Origin of the sequence: Abiotrophia defectiva ATCC 49176 (assembly GCF_000160075.2) — a bacterium.
Taxonomy (GTDB): Bacteria; Bacillota; Bacilli; order Lactobacillales; family Aerococcaceae; genus Abiotrophia; species Abiotrophia defectiva.
In genome coordinates, this window is the sequence record NZ_KI535340.1 from 99,062 (window position 1) to 118,196 (window position 19,135).

15 protein-coding genes are annotated in these 19,135 nt (G+C 44.7%); all 15 read right to left on the reverse strand.

Going from position 1 to position 19,135, the window contains the following annotated elements; translation table 11 throughout:
* Positions 1–80: 80 nt before the first annotated feature.
* The gene (locus GCWU000182_RS00490; RefSeq protein WP_023390761.1) at positions 81–1,832 is read right to left on the reverse strand and encodes an oligopeptide ABC transporter substrate-binding protein; all 1,752 of its coding nucleotides are present in this window, start codon (positions 1,830–1,832) and stop codon (positions 81–83) included.
* A 202-nt stretch (positions 1,833–2,034) separates the two neighbouring features.
* The gene (locus GCWU000182_RS00495; RefSeq protein WP_023390762.1) at positions 2,035–3,786 is read right to left on the reverse strand and encodes an oligopeptide ABC transporter substrate-binding protein; all 1,752 of its coding nucleotides are present in this window, start codon (positions 3,784–3,786) and stop codon (positions 2,035–2,037) included.
* A 277-nt stretch (positions 3,787–4,063) separates the two neighbouring features.
* Positions 4,064–5,809: an oligopeptide ABC transporter substrate-binding protein gene (locus GCWU000182_RS00500; RefSeq protein WP_023390763.1), complete on the reverse strand. Its 1,746-nt coding sequence runs from the start codon at positions 5,807–5,809 to the stop codon at positions 4,064–4,066.
* Between the two features lie 215 nt (positions 5,810–6,024).
* Positions 6,025–7,671 (reverse strand): peptide ABC transporter substrate-binding protein, encoded by a 1,647-nt coding sequence (locus GCWU000182_RS00505; RefSeq protein WP_023390764.1) that lies wholly within the window; start codon positions 7,669–7,671, stop codon positions 6,025–6,027.
* Positions 7,672–7,865: 194 nt separating this feature from the next.
* Positions 7,866–8,798, reverse strand: a complete 933-nt coding sequence (locus tag GCWU000182_RS00510; protein WP_023390765.1) for an ABC transporter permease — start codon at positions 8,796–8,798, stop codon at positions 7,866–7,868.
* Between the two features lie 13 nt (positions 8,799–8,811).
* Positions 8,812–9,774, reverse strand: a complete 963-nt coding sequence (gene opp4B / locus GCWU000182_RS00515; protein WP_023390766.1) for an oligopeptide ABC transporter permease — start codon at positions 9,772–9,774, stop codon at positions 8,812–8,814.
* Between the two features lies 1 nt (position 9,775).
* Positions 9,776–10,735 carry an ATP-binding cassette domain-containing protein gene (locus tag GCWU000182_RS00520; RefSeq protein ID WP_023390767.1) on the reverse strand — a complete coding sequence of 320 codons (960 nt, stop codon included), beginning with the start codon at positions 10,733–10,735 and terminating at the stop codon, positions 9,776–9,778.
* Positions 10,735–11,745: an ABC transporter ATP-binding protein gene (locus GCWU000182_RS00525; RefSeq protein ID WP_035363807.1), complete on the reverse strand. Its 1,011-nt coding sequence runs from the start codon at positions 11,743–11,745 to the stop codon at positions 10,735–10,737. The genes GCWU000182_RS00520 and GCWU000182_RS00525 overlap by 1 nt, the downstream gene beginning before the upstream one ends.
* A gap of 100 nt (positions 11,746–11,845) precedes the next feature.
* Positions 11,846–12,088 carry an acyl carrier protein gene (gene acpP / locus GCWU000182_RS00530; RefSeq protein ID WP_023390769.1) on the reverse strand — a complete coding sequence of 81 codons (243 nt, stop codon included), beginning with the start codon at positions 12,086–12,088 and terminating at the stop codon, positions 11,846–11,848.
* A 480-nt stretch (positions 12,089–12,568) separates the two neighbouring features.
* A complete protein-coding gene (gene plsX / locus GCWU000182_RS00535) occupies positions 12,569–13,588 on the reverse strand; it encodes a phosphate acyltransferase PlsX (RefSeq protein WP_023390770.1) in 1,020 nt (339 codons plus the stop codon).
* A gap of 128 nt (positions 13,589–13,716) precedes the next feature.
* Positions 13,717–15,753 (reverse strand): ATP-dependent DNA helicase RecG, encoded by a 2,037-nt coding sequence (gene recG / locus GCWU000182_RS00540; RefSeq protein ID WP_023390771.1) that lies wholly within the window; start codon positions 15,751–15,753, stop codon positions 13,717–13,719.
* Between the two features lie 139 nt (positions 15,754–15,892).
* Positions 15,893–17,566 carry a DAK2 domain-containing protein gene (locus GCWU000182_RS00545; RefSeq protein ID WP_023390772.1) on the reverse strand — a complete coding sequence of 558 codons (1,674 nt, stop codon included), beginning with the start codon at positions 17,564–17,566 and terminating at the stop codon, positions 15,893–15,895.
* A 33-nt stretch (positions 17,567–17,599) separates the two neighbouring features.
* Complete coding sequence (locus GCWU000182_RS00550) at positions 17,600–17,956, reverse strand: Asp23/Gls24 family envelope stress response protein (protein WP_023390773.1); 357 nt, start codon at positions 17,954–17,956, stop codon at positions 17,600–17,602.
* A gap of 174 nt (positions 17,957–18,130) precedes the next feature.
* On the reverse strand, positions 18,131–18,319 hold the full coding sequence (gene rpmB, locus GCWU000182_RS00555) for a 50S ribosomal protein L28 (RefSeq protein ID WP_023390775.1): 189 nt from the start codon (positions 18,317–18,319) through the stop codon (positions 18,131–18,133).
* Between the two features lie 113 nt (positions 18,320–18,432).
* Entirely contained in the window at positions 18,433–19,107 is a 675-nt protein-coding gene (locus GCWU000182_RS00560) for a thiamine diphosphokinase (RefSeq protein ID WP_023390776.1), read from the reverse strand.
* Positions 19,108–19,135 lie beyond the last annotated feature (28 nt).

Genomic DNA, 19,135 nt, shown 5'->3' on the forward strand with positions numbered 1-19,135 from the left:
ATTATCACTCATAATCCTAGCCTATTTTTAATCAAGCAAAAAAGATGCAAGACTGGAAAGTCATTGCATCTTTTTGTGTTTTATTCTTTGACAGGTTGATCAGCAGTCAATTCAACATCTTGCCATTCAGTGCCAGAACCCAGGGTAATATCAAAGTTCTTAACCCGGTTGTTGATTGACACGAGTGAGTGACGGTAGAGAGTTGGAATAACCGGTGCTTCATCGATGACGTATTTTTGCCAATCATCATAGGCTTTCTTACGGGCTGAATCTTCGAAGGCAGCGTCAGAGTTAATTGCTGCTAAGAGCTTATCATTCTCTTCAGTTGCCCAACGCATCATGTTGAACTGGTTGTCACGACCAAATTGGCTAGATGGGTTAGGGTCGCCCCCTACCCCCATGGCAGCTTGGAAGACATCAATATCAGCATCGCTATCTAAGAGATCGTAGAAGGCGTTAAACTCAAGCAAACGACCTTCATAGAGTTCAATATTAACCCCGATTTGCTTCCAGGCATCAAGATAGTATTGAGTGATAGGCTCGGCCACATCAGAACCTGACATGGCAGCGAAGGTCAGCTTGAAGCTCTTGCCATTAGGATCTTCTACAAAACCATCGCCATCCTTATCGACGAAACCGGCATCAGCCAAGATTTGTTTGGCCTTCTCTGGTTGGTAGGTGTAACCTTCGATACTACCATCATTGTAGCTTGCAAACATGGATGGAATTGGAGAGTTAGCTCGTACCCGTAAGCCTTCGTAGAAACGTTTGCCAATGGCATCATTGTCAATCGCATAAGCCATGGCTTGACGGAGCGCTTTATTGGACACTGGCTTGCTGTCATCTGGTTGGACTTGTTCTTTTTCCTTATTCCAAGTCCCAACGTGGAAGCCAATGTAGCTGTAGACGTTGGTCAATCGACCTAAGGTCTTGAAGTTGCTTGCATCTTTATAAGTGCTGTAAGTCTCTTCAGGCAAGGCCGCGTAGTCATAGTTACCAGCCTTCATTTCTGACACAGCCGTTGAAGCGTTGACCACATCGACTTGTAGGCCTGCTACTTTTGGCTTACCTTTGTAGTAGTTGTCATTACGTTCGAAGACAACGGACTCACCTGGGGTGATGGATTTAACTTTGAAAGGACCAAAGCCGATTGGATTAGTCCGAACTTGTTCGCTATCTTCAAGATCCTTGATTGGGGTCTTCTCTAAGATATGTTTAGGTTCTACGTAGGAGGATACCCCACCACCCGCCTGAAGCATGGAAGCTGAGAATTCCTTGTAGCTAATCTCTAAGGTGTAATCATCTACCTTCTTAAGACCAGAGATGGTGTCAGACTTACCTTCATGGTAGTCTTCCATACCAACCACATTCTTGAAGTCAGAACCATAACGGATACCGGTATAGTCCTTGTGCCCTACCACGTAGTAAGGGTAGATGACGTCTTCAATGGTAAGGGGCTGGCCATCAGTCCAGGTCACACCTTCCGGGATCTTGATGGTGACTTTCTTGTTAGCTTGATCGAAGGTCAGTTTAGCCAAACCAGAATCGTCAATCTTATAGTCACCATCAGAACCGTAGAGGCCTGGGTTGATAAAACCAGTAATGGTCATGTCATTAGATTTCTCAGCATAGAGGCTGCTGAGTGCACCAGAGAAGGGATCCCCAACTAAGGCATATTTGAATACTCCACCATCAATCGCAGTTCCTTCGTTAGTCACTGATAATGGTAGATTGGCGCCTTCAGCCACGGCAATAGCTGAAGGCCACATAATGGCGCTGACTGATAAGGCCGTGGCCATGAGGGCAAGATTTTTTCTAAAGGTTTTGTTCATGTTTTTCTCCTCCAAACATAGGTATCATTTTATGATTGAGTTTACTATACTCCTATTCCTATGAAAAAGCAATAGTTTTTTCACCGTTTTTTAATTTACGTATCATCTTTTTCTTTTGAAAGCCATCAAATGGCCATTTTCACTACTGTTTTTACCCTGTCAAAAGAAGAAAGGCTGGGATATTCCCAGCCTTTTCGTTTACTTATTCTTTTATTGGTGAATCTGCTGTTAACTCTACTTGGTTCCAGTCGAAGTCAACCCCTGGAGTTGCATCATAGTGCTTAATCCGGTTGTTAAAGGATGTTAACTGGTAACGATAGAGGGTTGGCACCATTGGGACTTCATCCATAATGAAGTCTTGCCATTTCTTGAAGGCTTCCTTACGGTAATCCGCGTCAAAGGAAGCATCAGAGCGGATGTCTTTGAGTAAGCTATCATTTTGATCACTAGCATAACGCATATAGTTGAATTGGGCGTTGCGACCAAACATAAAGGCTGGGTTTGGATCCCCACCGAAGCCCATAGCTGCTGAGAAGACATCAATGTCTGCATCTGTCCCTAAGAGATCGTAGAAGGAGTTAAACTCATGCAAACGACCTTCATAGAGTTCGACGTTAATGCCGACTTGCTTCCAAGCATCTACATAATATTGGGCAATTGGCTCAGCCACATCAGTCCCTGACATAGCCAAGTACTTGAGGCTAAATTGATTACCCTTAGGATCTTCTACGAAACCATCGCCATCCTTGTCCACAAAACCTGCATCAGCCAAGATTTGTTTAGCTTTTTCTGGTTGGTAGGTATAGCCTTCACGACTGCTGTCCGCAATATCCTTGAAGGTTGGTGGAATTGGTGAGTTAGCTTGCCAACGTAACCCTTCATAGAAACGCTGACCGATAGCGCCATTGTCCACAGCATAGCCCATGGCTTGACGAAGGCTCTTATTATTAATAACCTTGCTTTCATCCACTTCAACTTCTTGCTTATCAGCATTCCATTTACCTAAGTGGAAACCCAGGTATTGGACCGTATTCTCTACTTGGCCAATAGTCTTGAAGTTCGTGGCATCCTTATAGGTGCTGTAGGCATCCGCAGGGAGACTAGCAATATCATAGTTACCGGCTTTCATCTCAGAGACAGCGGTTGATGAGTTGACCACATCCATTTGTACTGTGTCAATCTTAGGTTTACCCTTGTAGTAGTATTCATTTGCTTCTAAAATAACGGATTCGCCAGGCGTAATGGACTTAACTTTGAAAGGCCCAAAACCAACTGGTTTCTTACGCACCACATCACTGTCCACTTGATCCTTGATTGGGATATTTTCAAATGCATGTTTAGGCACGATGTAGTTACTTACCCCGCCCCAAGCTTGTAGCATGGAGTTAGAGAATTCTTTATAGGTGACTTCTAAGGTATAGTCGTCCACCTTCTTCAAACCAGAGATGGTATCAGTGGTACCTGCGTGATACTCTTCCATCCCTACGACATTTTGGAAGTCAGAACCGTAACGGACACCGGTATAGTCCTTATGACCAATGACATAGTAAGGATAAATGACATCCTCAATGGTTACTGGCTCGCCATCATCCCATTTGGTTCCTTGCGGAATGGTGATGGTTACCTTCTTGTTATCTTTGTCGAACTTAATTTTACCAAAGCCAGAGTCGTCTAACTTATAGTTGGCGTCGTTCCCAAACAAGTTAGGTGAGAACATGCCTACGATGTCGCTGTCCTTGCTGTTGCTGGTATAGAGTGGTGATAAGACACCTGAGAATGGATCCCCAACCATGGCATACTTGAGGGTCCCACCTGAGATTGGCGTCCCTTCATTATCGATTACTGTAGATAAATTAGCATCTTGGGCCTGAGCACTAGCCCAAGGGGCCAACACGCCAACTACAGACAATCCCGCTACCAATGCAGTCAAGGACTTGCTAATACGACTTTTCATAAGATTTCCTCCTTCATATTGGCTTAGTCATTACGATTAAGGATACTATAACTGATAACTGAGAAAATAGCAAGAGATTTCTTCATTGTTTTCTCATCTTCGGCTTATCATATACTCATATTAAACCTTTGATGAATCCCTTCATAAAAGATATGGTAACGATTTCCAAAAGAGACTTAATGCTCTTCTATTTTTTTGTGGCGAGAAGTCGTCTCTCACTTAGCTAGACATAAAAAAGACTAGGACAAATGTCCTAGTCTTTTATCTTCCATCGGAATTATTTAGCTGGTTGATCAGCAGTTAATTCAATTTCAGAGAGGTCAAATGTTGAACCCACTTTGAAGTCAAAATGCTTCACACGGTTGTTAACAGACACTAACTCTTGACGGAAGAGGGTTGGGATAACTGGTGCTTCTTCAGTGAAGTATGTTTGCCAGTCAGTGAAGGCTTTCTTACGGAAGGCTTCGTCAAAGGATTCAGTAGAACCTAACGCATCCAAGAGCTTGTCATTCTCTTCAGTTGCCCAACGAGTATAGTTGAAGGCTGCCTTACGACCAAACAAGTTAATTGGGTTTGGATCCCCACCTACACCGAAGGCTGCTTGATAAACATCAACGTCACCATCAGTCTTGAGTAAGTCATAGAAGGCGTTGAATTCCATGAGACGACCGTCTACTAATTCTACGTTAATCCCTACTTGTTTCCAAGAATCGATGTAGTATTGAGCGATTGGTTCAGCAGTTGCGCCCCCTTGCATAGAAGCAAACTTAAGGGTAAAGCTCTTACCGTTTGGATCTTCTACGAAGCCGTCACCGTCTTTGTCGACGAAACCAGCATCGGCAAGGATTTGCTTAGATTTTTCTGGTTGGTAGGTGTAACCTTCGATAGAACCATCGTTGTAGCCCTTAAAGACAGGTGGAATAGTGGTGTTGGCACGTGTACGCAAACCGTTGTAGAACTTCTTGCCAATTGCGTCGTTATCAACGGCATAACCCATAGCTTGACGGAGAGCTTTATTAGAGACAACGCGACTTGGGTCGTACTCAACTTCCTTCTTATCAGCGTTCCATTTACCCATCTTGAAACCGATGTAGCTCATAGCGTTTTGCCAGTGACCTAAGGTCTTGAAGTTAGTTGCATCTGCGTAGGTTGGGTATTCGTCTGAAGTCAACTTAGCAATGTCGTAGTTACCCGCCTTCATTTCAGAAACAGCAGTTGAAGGGTTGACTACATCTAATTGCATGCCGTCAACTTTTGGCTTACCTTTGTAGTAGTATTCGTTGGCCTCGAAAGTAACAGATTCCCCTGGTGTAACCGATTTAACACGGAAAGGACCGTTCCCTACTGGGTTCTTACGAACTGCATCTGAATCTTCTTGTTCAGCAACTGGAATTTTCTCAAGAACATGCTTTGGTGCGATATATTGAGAAACACCGCCCCCTGCTTGTAACATACCAGCTGGGAATTCCTTGTAGGATACTTCTAAGGTCCAGTCATCAACACGCTTAAGACCCGAGATTTCTTCAGCTTTACCTTCATGGTATTCTGCCATCCCTACAACGTTCTCAAAGTCATCGCCATAACGAATCCCTGTGTAGTCCTTGTGCCCTACTACATAGTAAGGGTAAATTACGTCATCGATAGTCAATGGTTCACCATCATCCCACTTAGTATTTTCAGGGATTTTGATGGTTACTTTTTTGTTGTCCTTATCAAAGGTCAGCTTTGCAAAACCATCATTAGTGATGACAAAGTTCTCATCATAACTGTATAAACCAGTTGTAAAGTTATCAACGACATCTCCATCTGGACCAGTTGAATAATAGAGTTGGCTTAAGACACCCGCAAATGGGTCCCCTACTAAGGCAACTTTCAAAGTTCCACCCGAAATTGGTGTGCCTTCGTTATCTACCACTTCTGGTAAATTAACACCTTCAGCGTGAGCTAAGGTTGGCGCAAAAGCACCAGCTACAGTAAAAGCAGCAGCTACTAAAGCTAAGCTCTTCTTCATAGACTTCTTCATATTGTACCCCCAATGGATAATATTTTTATATGCCCTTATTCTACCCTTTTTTATGGGCAATAGCAAGCGTTTTATTATAAATTTCTCACTTTATATTCATGTTTTTGTAGGGAAAAATTTATTTAGGTCAAATCTGACTATATTTGGCCTGAGAAAGTGGATTTTGGTAGACAAATCATCCTTAAATACATGCAAGGCTCTTAGTCTTCTTGTCCCTACTCATCAATATAAACTGGACGTAAGTTATTGGAGCGGCCAAACGGCAATACTTCAAATTGCTTAACCTTTGGCTTGAGTAAGTAGGCTGCACTGGCTTGATAGATAGGGGCGACCACGCCATCTTCTTTAACTAAGATTTTCTCTGCCTCAATTAAGGTCTCGCGACGCTTAGCAGGATCTTTAGCATAGTCATTGCGTGCTAATTCGACTAATTTATCAAATTCAGGATTAGCATATTTGGCGAAGTTAGTCCCGCCACCTGTCTTGTACTGTTCAATAAAGTTAACCGCATCCTGATATTCAGGCGTCCAAGTCCCATAGAAAATATCGTAGTCTAGCTTGCGTTGAATTTCTAGACGGTTCTTAAGTGGCACCGAAAGGACGCTTAACTTGAGACCTGGTAAATTTTTCTCCAGCTCTTCCTTGAGGAATTCAGCTGTTCGTTTGGAGAGGCCTACATCTGACGTTAAGAGTTGTAACTCAATGGTCTCTTGGCCTAGTTCTTCCTTAGCCTTAGCCCAATCAGCTTGTGCTGCTTGGACATCGTAGGTCAACATGGGTCCAGCCTGCTCTTGGTAATCTTCACCAGCCTCATTGACGTCGAAGGCTTTAGGCACTAAGTTGTTGAGCGGCTGAGAACCATCCTGAATAACGGAATCAGCGTAAACTTGCTTATCAAATGCCTGGGCAATAGCCCGACGGAGAGCTGCATTGCCTGTTGTTGGACGAGTCGTGTTGAAACTCAGATAACCGATTGTCGCTTTGGGAATACTGTGGAAGTCTGGCGCACCTGAGTATTCTTGGACAAATTGGTCGGACAAGGTTGTGAAGTCCAACTGATTACTATCAAATAAATCTGCCCCAGTCGAATTCTCCTTAATGACTTGTTGGTGCACCTGAGTCAGATAAACATGACTGGCATCCCAGTATTGAGGATTCTTAACTAAGTCCCACTCGAGGTTGGTCCCATTCCATCCTTGAATCGTGAAGGGCCCATTAGTCACCACATTATCTGCTGTGGTCCCATAACTATCCCCTTTTTCTTGGAAGAAGGTTTTATTAATCGGCATGTAACGCGAACCAGTTAGAATCTTAGCCAAAGCCGGCACTGGGTATTCCAAGGTTAGTTCCAGAGTTTTGTCATCAATAGCCTTGACCCCTAATTCTTCGACAGGCTTGTCACCATTGCGGATAGCCGCCCCATTCTTAAGAATTTCAATCGAAGTCACGCTCGTACCAGCTTGACGATCCGCTAGACGGCGGAAGGCCAACTCAAAGTCTTGTGCCTTGACTGGATCACCATTGGACCAATAAATGTCATCGCGTAGAGTGAAGGTGTGGGTTAAGCCATCCTCACTGACCTTAACGGAAGCTGCCTGCCCCAGTTCCACTTCTTGCGCATTCTTAATTCGATAGAGACCTTCAAAAACTTGCCCAATGACATCCATGCTGGCGATATCTGAATAGAGGCCTGAATCCAAGGTGGCCAACTCAGACGGAGCAGGAATACTTAGTTTCTGTTCAATGGCAGGATTAAGGCTTACTTCTTGCGCTGATATAGTGGCCTGCTGAGCTGTAAGGAGCGTGCTAGTCGTGAGTCCTAGCGCGAGTAAGGAACGAAAAATAGTCTTGATTCTAGTCATAAGTCAACCTCCTTAGGGCTAAAAGATATGTTAGGGACTAGTTTAAGACTTTTATTAGTGATAGTCAAAGATACTTTTACTATAAGCTACTATAGCGAATGGCTATATGACATTATCATGTCATCCCCTTAGCCTTGGAGCATAGACTTAAAATTAAGCACAAAAAAACTGAGCCCTAAGGCTCAGTTTTTCTATTAACCTAAACGTTGACGAGCGTCAGTTGTACGCTGTAAAGCTTGACCTACATAGTTAATACAGAGCATCATAACAAGAATGAAGAGTGCAGCAGGTAGCCATACCCATTGTTTATTCTCGATAATATCCGCAGTCTTAGCAGCCCCAATCAAGGTCCCTAGTGATGGCGTACCGATTGGCAAACCAAACCCTAAGAAAGATAGCCCTGTTTCTAACCCAATATTACCTGCCAAAGCTAATACTAAACGCGTAATAACGATAGAAGAAATATTTGGGAGAAGTTCAAACAACATAATCTTCCAGTCATAGGTTCCCATAGTCTTAGACGCACTAATGTAATCTTTGGATGCTTCACTTAAGGTTCTCGTTCTAATTAATCGAGCAACCCCCATCCATCCTAAGAAACCAATAGTCAAGGATAGGCCATAGATATCATTACTCTTATAAATTGTCCCAATTGCAATTATCAGAACTATCGTTGGAATGATTAAGAAGAAGTCAACCACTCGCATAATGACATTGTCAACACGACCGCCATAGTAACCTGATATTAAACCTAAGATTACCCCAATAACCATTTGCAAGCCAGTAACAATTAAGGCAATCGAGACAGAGTTACGACCACCCAAAATTAACTGTCCTAGGACATCACGACCACCTTCATCCGCGCCAAGAACATATGTATGTCCATCTACTACTGAACCAGGCGTTGTGTAACGGTTAAAAATCTGAACTTTGGTTGCAGACTCCAAATTCAAGAAATATGGAGCGACATAAAGGAACAAGAAGATTGCAATCAATACTAATAATGAAAACAAGGCTAGCTTATCCTTCATGAATTCACGACGAATGACCTCAAAGCCCATTGGTGGGAGAGATTCTGGATCTTTATTTTTTGTTTTAGCTAATTTTGCGCTTTTATCTTTTGTCATACTCTCTCACCTCCTAATCTAACCGTACTCGTGGATCTACGAATACCATGATAATATCGGACAAGAGACCACCAAGTAGTGTCAAGAAGCCATAGAACAATACTAGGGTAATCATAACACTATAGTCGCGTCCAGAAACTGAAGTAATGAATAACTGCCCCATCCCTTGATAAGTAAAGATTTGCTCAGTAATCATTGCCCCGCCAAAGAGCCCAGTAAGCTCGTAACCAAAGAATGCTGCAATTGGTAATAACGCGTTTCGAAGGATGTGTTTGTTATATACAACACGTTCTGGCACACCTTTTGCACGAGCAGTCCGAACATAGTCATCTGCTTTAGCATCTACAATCCCAGAGCGTAACCATTGGATAGTCGAAGTTGTACTTAAAACGGCCAAAGTAAAGGCAGGTAGAATCATATGGTAGATACGAGACAATACATAGTCCAAAGTACCAGGTTGCAAGCCAGCTCCAACTGTACCACGTGTTGGGAACCAACCTAAAGTATAGCCAAATAACCAAAGGAAGAATAGGCCTAAAACAAAACTAGGGATAGAGAAGGTTAAAAAGTTGTAAAAGTTAACAACTTTATCAAACCAACCACCACTATAACGCCCTGACAAGATCCCTAATGGTAAGGCAATCATGTAGGTGATAATTGTTGTGAATAGAGACAACCATACCGTTGGCCAAATGCGTTGGGCAATAATAGCCGTTACAGGCTGTTTGTGGGCAAAGGAACGCCCAAAATCACCATGGAACATACCAACCATCCAGTCGATGTATCGTTTCCAAAGCGGTTGGTTCAAACCTAATTTTACCCGCATAGCTTCAATTTGTTCAGCGGATATTTTTGGATCAACCAAACCAGTCAAAGGATCCCCTGGCATTAACTCAGCCATAACGAAAATCAGAACACTGAGCGCCAAAAGTTGCGGAATCATCAGTAACAAACGTCTAAATATCACTTTCCACATTTTAGAGCTCGCCTCCTTTATTAGTGTCTACAGTTCGAAGAGCCGTTAAGTGGGTCTCAGAAACTGGTTTAAGGTCATACACTCGACCGTTTTCGTCATAATAAAGCGACGCATTTTCACTGTATTCCTTTTCGACCCGTAAACGATTAAGCTTGTTTTGCTCACGATTATTAGGGTTCATTTCTGGAATAGCCGACAAGAGGCGACGGGTATAAATGTGACGTGCGTCATTATAGATATCATCACGTGTTCCATACTCAGTGAAGCGACCACGGTACATAATAGCAATCTCATCACACATATGCTTAACGACACCTAAGTCGTGCGAAACGAAGAGATAACTAACATTATATTCTTCTTGAATCTGCTTCATGAAGTTAAGAACTTGGGCTTGAACAGATAAGTCCAAGGCAGAAACAGGCTCATCGGCAATCACTAATTTAGGGTTGAGGGCTACAGCACGTGCTACCCCAATCCGTTGACGTTGACCACCAGAGAACTCATGTGGGTACTTGTAGAGTGCTTCTTCCGATAACCCTACGATATCTAAGAGCTCCAACTTGCGCTTCTTCTCTTCATCAGGTGTTAAGCTGAGGAAGTTCCGCATTGGCTCCCCTAAGATGTCGGTAATCCGACGTTTAGGGTTGAAGCTAGAGAGGGAATCTTGGAAGATCATTTGCACGTTGTGACGGTAGTTAGAACGGCGATGACGCGCTGCTTTAGAGACTTCTTCACCCTCATAGTAGATTTTCCCTGAGGTAATCTTCTCTAAACCAATGATGGCCTTCCCGATGGTAGACTTACCAGAACCTGATTCACCAACCAAGCCATAAGTCTTCCCTTCTTCTAAGGTCAAGTTGACGCCGTCTACAGCATAGACATAGTCGGTCACACGGTTCAGGAAACCAGACCGAATAGGATAGTGGACCTTTAGGTCCTCAATGCGCATAAATTCAGCCATTAGTTCTCCTCCCCTTCAAAATGGAAATGTTTGTAACAAGTACAACGGACAAAGTGCCCTGGTGATACTTCATGTAAGCCTGGGTTTTCTTCGTGGGCGTCTTCCGCAATCCAAGGAATACGTGGCGCGAAACGACAGCCTGTCCGAATCATCTTAGTTAATGGTGGTACCGCCCCTTGAATGACGTGAAGCTTATCAGAGCCACCTTCTAATTCACTGGTTTGCGGAATTGAACGCAAGAGTGAACGTGTATATGGATGTTGCGGATTGTTGAAGAGTTCTTCAACAGGTGCAATCTCAACGAATTGACCGGCATACATCACGGCTACGCGGTCAGCTGTCTCAGCTACGACCCCTAAGTCGTGAGTAATGAGGATAATCCCTGCTTCGGTCTCCTTCTGGATGTCGTTCATCAAGTCCAAGATTTGAGCTTGAATAGTCACGTCCAAAGCGGTAGTCGGTTCATCGGCAATAATAATCGGTGGCTTACATGCCAAGGCAATGGCGATGATAACCCGCTGACGCATCCCCCCAGATAATTCGTGTGGGTACTGACGAGCAGTCCGCTCTGGGTTAACAATCCCTACTTGATCCAAGAGCTCTAAGACGCGTTTTTGACGTTCTTCCTTGTTGAGTTTGGTGTGGTAGTAGAGGGCTTCATCAATTTGAGCTGCGATGGTCATCAATGGGTTGAGCGATGCCAATGGGTCTTGGAAGATCATCCCAATATCGTTCCCACGGATTTTGTTATATTGATTCTCAGTATATTCTATTAAGTTATCGCCACGGTAGTTAATTTGGCCTTCAATCTTAGTATTGCGAGGATTATGCAAACCAATGATTGAAGTGGCAAGAGTTGACTTCCCACAGCCTGACTCCCCAACAATGGCTAATTTTTCATTCTTTGATAAGGTAAAGCTAACGCCGTCTACTGCATTGTAGAAGGTATCCTTAACGCGGAATCCAACGTGTAAGTCCTTTACATCTAGAATAACTTTTTCGTTATCCATTCTAGTTCCTCCATTCGTGATCATGTTTTATGTCTTCATCTAAGTAAAAAAAGTAGCACTGCATAGATAGAGCGTGCTGACTTCATCGTCTTTTCAGTTCTTAGGGAGTAAGCTGGTCGATATAAGTGACCACATCGCCTACATTCTTAAGGGCTTCAATACGACTATCCTCAAATTGAACACTAAAGGTGTCCTCGAGCTCCATAATCAGTTCGAAGACGTCAATTGAGTCTGCACCGAGATCTTCAAAGGTCATCTCATTGGTGACCTTGTCTTCAGTTAAACCAAATCGTTCAACAATCAATCGCTGGACTGTTTGGAAAACTTCCTGGGTCTGGGGCATCCATGCACCTCCGTTCAATATGACATAAAATCTACACTTCCTTATTTTACTAAGTTTTAAGCCAATTGTCCATGGTTTTGGCAGAGAAAATTATGAAATCTCTCATTCTTCTCATTTATCCCTCAAAACTTGCTTAGACTTTGCCCATGATTGCGACCAAGTAAGCGATATCTTCAAAATCATTCCTAATAAAGCTAAAAATTACCTTTTTATCCGCCATCAATCAGTCATCAAGAGGCCATTATAATAATCCTGTTTTTCAATATGCATAGCCTATTATGGGTTAACCAGAAATAGGATATGCATATTGAAAAGCAAGATGGCGATGATACGTCATAGGATTACCTATTTAACCTAAACTGCCGATCATCTTTTCTTTTTATTTTTTTATTCCTCAATCATTTTTCAAGCTTTTTGATGTACCCCGAACTTCTTTTGATATGCAAAAAGACCAGGCTAACATGGCCTGGCCGAATAAGACTATTCTTCTGTTTGAGCTGGTTGCTCCTGACCGAAGTAGTCAGTTGCTTCCTGGATAATACCAGATTCCACAATCGTGCGAGCCTGACGAATAGCATTGAAGATGGCTTGTTCGTTAGAAGAGCCATGGGCTTTAATGACTGGCGCCTTGACCCCTAAGAGGACTGCCCCACCCTGTTTGGTATCATCAAAGTTGTCGCGGAGGCCAGATAAGGCGTCTTTGACTAAGAGGGCTCCTAATTTAGTCTTAAGCCCACCACCCAATAATTGGGATTTAATCAGGCCAAAGAGGGTTTTGGAGGTGCCTTCTAAGGTCTTCAAGACAGCATTTCCGGTGAAGCCGTCGGTGACCACAATATCAACCGGTCCGTCTAGCAAGGTCTTAGTCTCCACGTTGCCGTAGAAGTCTAGGCTAGTCTCAGCAGCCAAGAGTTCATAGGCCGCCTTAGATAGTTCATTACCCTTGGTAGCTTCAGTCCCATTGTTAAGTAGTCCAATCTTAGGCTGGGCGATGCCCAGGACACGTTGGGCATAAAAGTTAGCTAGAACCGCAAATTGCAGTAAGTTGACTGGCTTGCAGTCAGCGTTAGCACCGGCATCCATCAAGACCAAGTAAGGATGCTGACTAGAAGCAGTTGGTAAGACTGGCATAAGGCCTGGACGATCAATATTCTTAATCCGTCCCACAATCAGTAAGCCACTGGCTAAGAGGGCCCCGGTGTTACCTGCTGACAGCAAGGCATCAGCTTGGCCTTCCTTGACTGCTTGCGCCGCTAATACCATGGAGGCATTCTTCTTCTTGCGAATAGCACGCACTGGCTCGTCATCCCCATTGATTTTTTCTGGGGTATGGATGATTTCGACCCGCGCTGTCGCTTCTAAATATGGGCGAATTTTATCTTGGTCGCCAAATAAGAGCACTTCGATGTTATCGAAGGCTGCAATGGCAAGATTTACCCCTTTTACGGCTGATTCAGGCGCGAAATCCCCGCCCATGGCATCTACTGCAATTCTAATCATTCCTTGTCTTCCTCCTTATAAACTAATCATATCTATCAATATTTGGCAATCGCTATACCAATTCTCGTGCTTTCATCATAACAAGTCCCTGCCAAGCCGTCAACCTAGATGAGAATCTGGCAGTTTGGCTAGACCTCAATCGCTTGCGTCTGACTCCATTGATTAAGCGCCTGCCATTCGGCTTCCGATAGGCGTTCTGGATGCTTGAGTAAGTCCTGAACATCCTTGCGGGCAACTGTTAAGATTTTTTCGTCTTCAATCAAATTAGCATAGTGGAATTCAGGCAAACCACTTTGGCTGCGGCCCATTAAGTCCCCCATACCGCGAATCTTCAAATCTTCACGGCTAATCAGGAAACCATCTTGGTGGTCCACCATAATCTTAAGTCGCTCCTTACCCTGTTCAGTTGAAGGACTGCCAATCAGGTAACAATAACTGGCAAGCTGGCTCCGCCCTACTCGCCCACGCAACTGATGGAGCTGGGCCAAGCCAAAGCGCTCGGCTGACTGAATGACCATAATGGTGGCATTGGGCACGTCAACTCCGACTTCCACCATGGTGGTCGCCACGAGAATCTGGACCTGATTTTGCTTGAAGCGGTCCATGACGGCTTCTTGCTCTTCCTTATTAAGTTGGCCGTGTAAGACATCGACCTTAAAGCTTGGGAAGCGGTCTGCCAAGCGGTCTGCCACCTCTAGCACGTTCTCTATCTGCTCCAAGTGTTCAGAACTCTCAATCAGAGGGAGCACATAGTAGACCTGGTGTCCGGCCTCTAATTCTTGGGCCACATGGTCTTCTAGTTCCTCTAATTGATCTTCCTTGAGCCAACGGGTCGTGATAGGCTGACGGCCCTTAGGTAACTGATCAATGGTGGAGACGTGCATCTCGCCATAGAGGGTCATGGCTAGGGAACGTGGAATAGGCGTTGCGGTCATTTGGAGTAGGTTGACGGCTATTTTGTCATTTTTATCTACTAGGGCTTGGCGCTGACCAACCCCAAAGCGATGTTGCTCGTCAATGATAACCAAGCCAAGTTGCTTGAATTTGACCGTTTCTTGGATCAAGGCATGAGTCCCGATGACCACCTGAATCTGCCCATTAGCCAAGCCATCTAAGACTGCTTGCTTGGCCTTGGCTGTCATGGCACTGGTCAAGAGCGCGGCTTCTATCCCCATGGAGGCAAAGAGCTGGTTGAAAGACTGGGCATGCTGTTTAGCTAGAATCTCAGTCGGCGCCATGAGGGCTGACTGGAAGCCTCCACTTAAGCTAGCTAAAATAGCCAGAAAGGCTACTAGGGTTTTCCCGCTCCCAACGTCCCCCTGCACCATGCGCCGCATAGGGTGCTGGGCCATAAGGTCACGACAGATTTCATTGACTACCTGCTTCTGTGCTTGAGTTAGCTCATAAGGCAAACGTCCGATCCACGTCTTAAGCTGGTCATTGTCATAATGAATCTGGATGCCTGGCTCTGTTTCATGCTGCTTAAGGGCCGCTTGCAGACGCCATTGGTAGAGGAAAAACTCCTGATAGATAATTTTCCGTGTAGCCTGATGATGCTGTTCTTGATCAGCCGGAAAATGCATGGCATAGAGGGCCAAAGGCAAATCTAAGAGCCGATACTGGTCGTTGAGGTGTTGAGGTAAGACCTCTGGGATGGCCTCCTGATACTGATTGAAGGAAGCTGCAATACTAGTCACAATGGCGCTCTGCTTAAGGCCCTTAGTAGCATGGTAAACTGGCGCAAAGTCCTGGCCTTCCTGAGCTACTTGAATCAGCTTCATACCCAGTAGGGTCTGGCGATTGGATTGCCATTTGCCATAAATGGCTCGCTCCTGCCCTAGCTGGATGGCTTGCTTAAGATAGGGTTGATTGAAGAAGGAGACAATGATAATTTCGTGGTCATTGACCGCCAGCTTGAAAGAAACCCGGCTCTTCTTGCCACCAAAGTAGGCTACCACAGGTGGGGTCACGACCTTGCCCTTAAGGGTGACCTTCTCCTGATCAAGGATGGTCGCCAAAGGACGCACGGCTACCGATTCAAAGCGGAAGGGAAAATGAAACATGAGGTCGCGAACAGTGGAGACGCCGACCTGTTGGAAGAGCTTAACTCGCGCGGGTCCCACTCCCTTGAGATGATCAATGCTGTCTAACCAATTAAGTCCCATAAGCCCCCTCCTTTCTGCTTGTCTGTCTCATTATTATAACATCTTCATAGCCAGATAGCGACTATTCAAGCTGGATTCCAAGCTCGCTCGGGCATAGAAAAAGACCAAGGCATGAGCCTTAGTCTTTTAACTGATTTGATTATTCCACTGACATCATGTAGTGGTAAACTGGTTGGTCCCCTTGGACGATTTCAACTTCTAAGTCATTGAATTTGTCAGTTAAGAGCTCTGCGACCTCATCTGCTAATTCAGTAGTTCCTTCTTCCCCGACAATAATAGTTGCCAACTCAGAGTCTTCATCCACCATAGCTTCTAAGGTTGCCAAGAGGGCATCCTTCAAATCAGGCAAGGACAAGACAATCTTGTTGTTAACTAAGCCTAGGTAGTCATCCTTCTTGATGGACACGCCATCAATCTCGGTGTCACGAATGGAGTAAGTAATTTGGCCAGATTGGACGAAATCACGTGACTCATTCATTTGGGCCCCATTGGCTGCTAAATCTAAGCTTGCATCGAAGGCCATCATAGCCGTAATCCCTTGAGGGATTGTAGTGGTTGGTACCACAACGGTTGGCACTTCCGCTACTTGGGCTGCTTGTTCAGCTGCCATGATGATGTTCTTGTTGTTAGGCAAGAGGATGATTTGTTCTGCATTGACTGCTTCAATAGCTTTAACGAAATCTTCAGTTGAAGGGTTCATGGTTTGGCCACCGGCCAAGACTTTGGCAACCCCTAGGTCAGTGAAGAGTTGACCCACACCTTCACCTGCTGCTACCGCAATAATCGCATAAGGAACTTTTGGTGCAGCCGCTGCTGGGGCTTCCTTCATAGCATGTTCTTCCGCTTCTAAGCCACGGACTTGTTCACGCATGTTGTCGACTTTGATTTTGATCAGTTCCCCAAATTCTTGACCCAATTGCATAATTTCGCCTGGGTTTTCAGTATGGATGTGAACCTTGACGATTTCATCGTCCGCTACTACCAAGAGGGAATCCCCTTTGGTGTTGAGGGTGCTACGGAAAGCGTCATAGTCAAAGGCCTTCTCAACAGTTGGGCCTTGACCAATGCGTACCATGATTTCTGTACAGTAGCCAAAGGTAATATCTTCTAAGGCCATTGGTGGCTCATTGCCATCTTCGAACATAGCGTGAGAGTGGCCAGGAGCTGCAGGAGCTGCCTTAACTTCTACTACGGTCTCTCCTGTCAAGGATGACAAGAAACCTTCATAGACGCAGAGCAAGCCTTTACCACCAGAGTCTACTACGCCCACTTGTTTCAAGACTGGCAATAATTCAGGTGTCTTGTCTAAGGCCAATTGAGCGCCTTCGACAATAGCTTTCATAACTTCAACAATGTTATCGGTCTTCTCAGCTGCCTTCTCACCGCGCAAAGCAGATTCACGGGCAACCGTCAAAATAGTCCCTTCGACAGGTTTCATAACTGCCTTATAGGCTGATTCAACCCCACCTAAGAAGGCTTGGGCAAAATGCTTAGCGTCTAAGACTTCTTCTTCCTTAATCGCTTGTGAGAAACCACGGAAAATCTGAGATAAGATAACCCCAGAGTTACCACGCGCCCCCATCAAAAGTCCCTTGGCTAAGGCGCCCGCTAATTCACCGACGTGACTTGCTTGACTGGATTTGAGGTTTTCCGCTCCAGAAACGAAGGTCATGTTCATGTTAGTCCCGGTATCGCCATCTGGCACAGGGAATACGTTGAGTGAGTTAATTAATTCGACATTGGATGTTAAGCGTTCCGCTCCGGCTACAACCATAGGCACAAACTCTTTTGCCGTTAATTGTTTCAATTCCAATTTTTATCCTCCTTACCGTTCTATACGGTTGACTTAATCAATTTTTACGCCTTGTACGTGAACATTGACATAGCTGACTTCGAAGCCCAGCAATTGTTCAACACTGTATTTCACGGCTTGTTGAATGTTTTGGCAGATAACTGAGATCTTAGTCCCGTAAGACACTAAGATGTAGACATCTACTAGAACGTCATCCCCATGTTGGGTGATAACAACCCCTTTGGAGTAGTTCTCCTGTCCTAGAATCTCAATTAAGTTATCACGGAAGAAGTTCTTACTTACCATTCCGACCACACCGTAGTTATCTGTTACGGCAGTGCCGACAACTGTTGAAATCACATCTTGGGTTAGGGACACTTGTCCATTGGGTGTTTGGATTTTGATTGTCATGCGATTTCCTCCTCACATCTAATATATCATATCTATTTTAGCATAAAATGCTTGATTGTGCACTCATTAAGATAAAGACCATTCCAAACTGGGGGACTGTCTTCTATACTTGTCTAGACAGAGGAGGTCTTACTCAAAAAAAAGCCCCAATCCAAGGGACTGGGATCATCGCTATTAAACGCGTTCTACTTTACCTGATTTTAAAGCACGAGCAGAAACCCAAACTTTCTTAGGTTCGCCATCTACTAAGATGCGTACTTTTTGTAAGTTAGCGCCGAAACGACGTTTTGTTTTGTTCATCGCTTTTGAACGAGTGTTACCTGAACGAGCTTTACGCCCAGTGAAATAACATTCTTTAGCCATTCTTGTTTCCTCCTTTTCGCTGCAGGAGCTTAATGTCTCTGCTTTATCATACTGAACTAATTTATCATATTTTCCCTCATTTGACAAGTATTTGAGGGGGATTTTTTCGGTTTTTAGACTTGGTTGACCCAGAAAATCATGACTAGACCCGACTCAAAGGCAATTTCCACAGGCTCCTGACTGGCTTTATATTCGTTGCTAATCAGGGATTGGGGACTAGCATAATCAGTTGCCGGCAAGGTGTACTTGGCGCCTTGAATAGTCAGGCCTTGCACTGGTGTCAAGCTAATGACTGATAGATAGAGACAGGGCTCATAGGCCAAAACATGCTGCCCCGGCTCTAAGAAACGTACCTTGTGGTGAGCCTCCAGCAAGGTCAGACGAGACAAACCTGCTTGGAAGCGTGGCTGATGGGCCAGCCAGATATTAGCCAAGAAATGGTCCAGTCGCCCACCCCTTTCGCCTAGAAAACCAAGCGCTACATAATCAGCCTCCGGCCAGCGGTTCATGGCCAGGTCTAAGGCCAAATGACCATCGGTATCGTCCTTCTCGCTAGGAAAGGCTTGAAATTCCTGACTGTGCGCCTCAATGACTTGACGCTCTTCTTCTGACACCGAATCAAAGTCGCCCAAAGCCACATCTAGCACATAACCTGCTTTGACTAATCTTAAAGCTCCACGATCAGCCCCTACAAAATAGACTTGGTCATAGGCTTGGATTAAATTCTCAATCTGATCAAGGGCTGGATTAGGTCCACCCCCACAGACAATGACACATGCTGTTGCCACTTAGACTGCCCCCTACTTCCTATTCTAC

Bases quoted from the DNA above. Each gene is read 5' to 3' on its own strand.
- GCWU000182_RS00490 (WP_023390761.1), bottom strand. From the start codon at position 1,832: ATGAACAAAACCTTTAGAAAAAATCTTGCCCTCATGGCCACGGCCTTA.
- GCWU000182_RS00495 (WP_023390762.1), bottom strand. From the start codon at position 3,786: ATGAAAAGTCGTATTAGCAAGTCCTTGACTGCATTGGTAGCGGGATTG.
- GCWU000182_RS00500 (WP_023390763.1), bottom strand. From the start codon at position 5,809: ATGAAGAAGTCTATGAAGAAGAGCTTAGCTTTAGTAGCTGCTGCTTTT.
- GCWU000182_RS00505 (WP_023390764.1), bottom strand. From the start codon at position 7,671: ATGACTAGAATCAAGACTATTTTTCGTTCCTTACTCGCGCTAGGACTC.
- GCWU000182_RS00510 (WP_023390765.1), bottom strand. From the start codon at position 8,798: ATGACAAAAGATAAAAGCGCAAAATTAGCTAAAACAAAAAATAAAGAT.
- opp4B (WP_023390766.1), bottom strand. From the start codon at position 9,774: ATGTGGAAAGTGATATTTAGACGTTTGTTACTGATGATTCCGCAACTT.
- GCWU000182_RS00520 (WP_023390767.1), bottom strand. From the start codon at position 10,735: ATGGCTGAATTTATGCGCATTGAGGACCTAAAGGTCCACTATCCTATT.
- GCWU000182_RS00525 (WP_035363807.1), bottom strand. From the start codon at position 11,745: ATGGATAACGAAAAAGTTATTCTAGATGTAAAGGACTTACACGTTGGA.
- acpP (WP_023390769.1), bottom strand. From the start codon at position 12,088: ATGCCCCAGACCCAGGAAGTTTTCCAAACAGTCCAGCGATTGATTGTT.
- plsX (WP_023390770.1), bottom strand. From the start codon at position 13,588: ATGATTAGAATTGCAGTAGATGCCATGGGCGGGGATTTCGCGCCTGAA.
- recG (WP_023390771.1), bottom strand. From the start codon at position 15,753: ATGGGACTTAATTGGTTAGACAGCATTGATCATCTCAAGGGAGTGGGA.
- GCWU000182_RS00550 (WP_023390773.1), bottom strand. From the start codon at position 17,956: ATGACAATCAAAATCCAAACACCCAATGGACAAGTGTCCCTAACCCAA.
- rpmB (WP_023390775.1), bottom strand. From the start codon at position 18,319: ATGGCTAAAGAATGTTATTTCACTGGGCGTAAAGCTCGTTCAGGTAAC.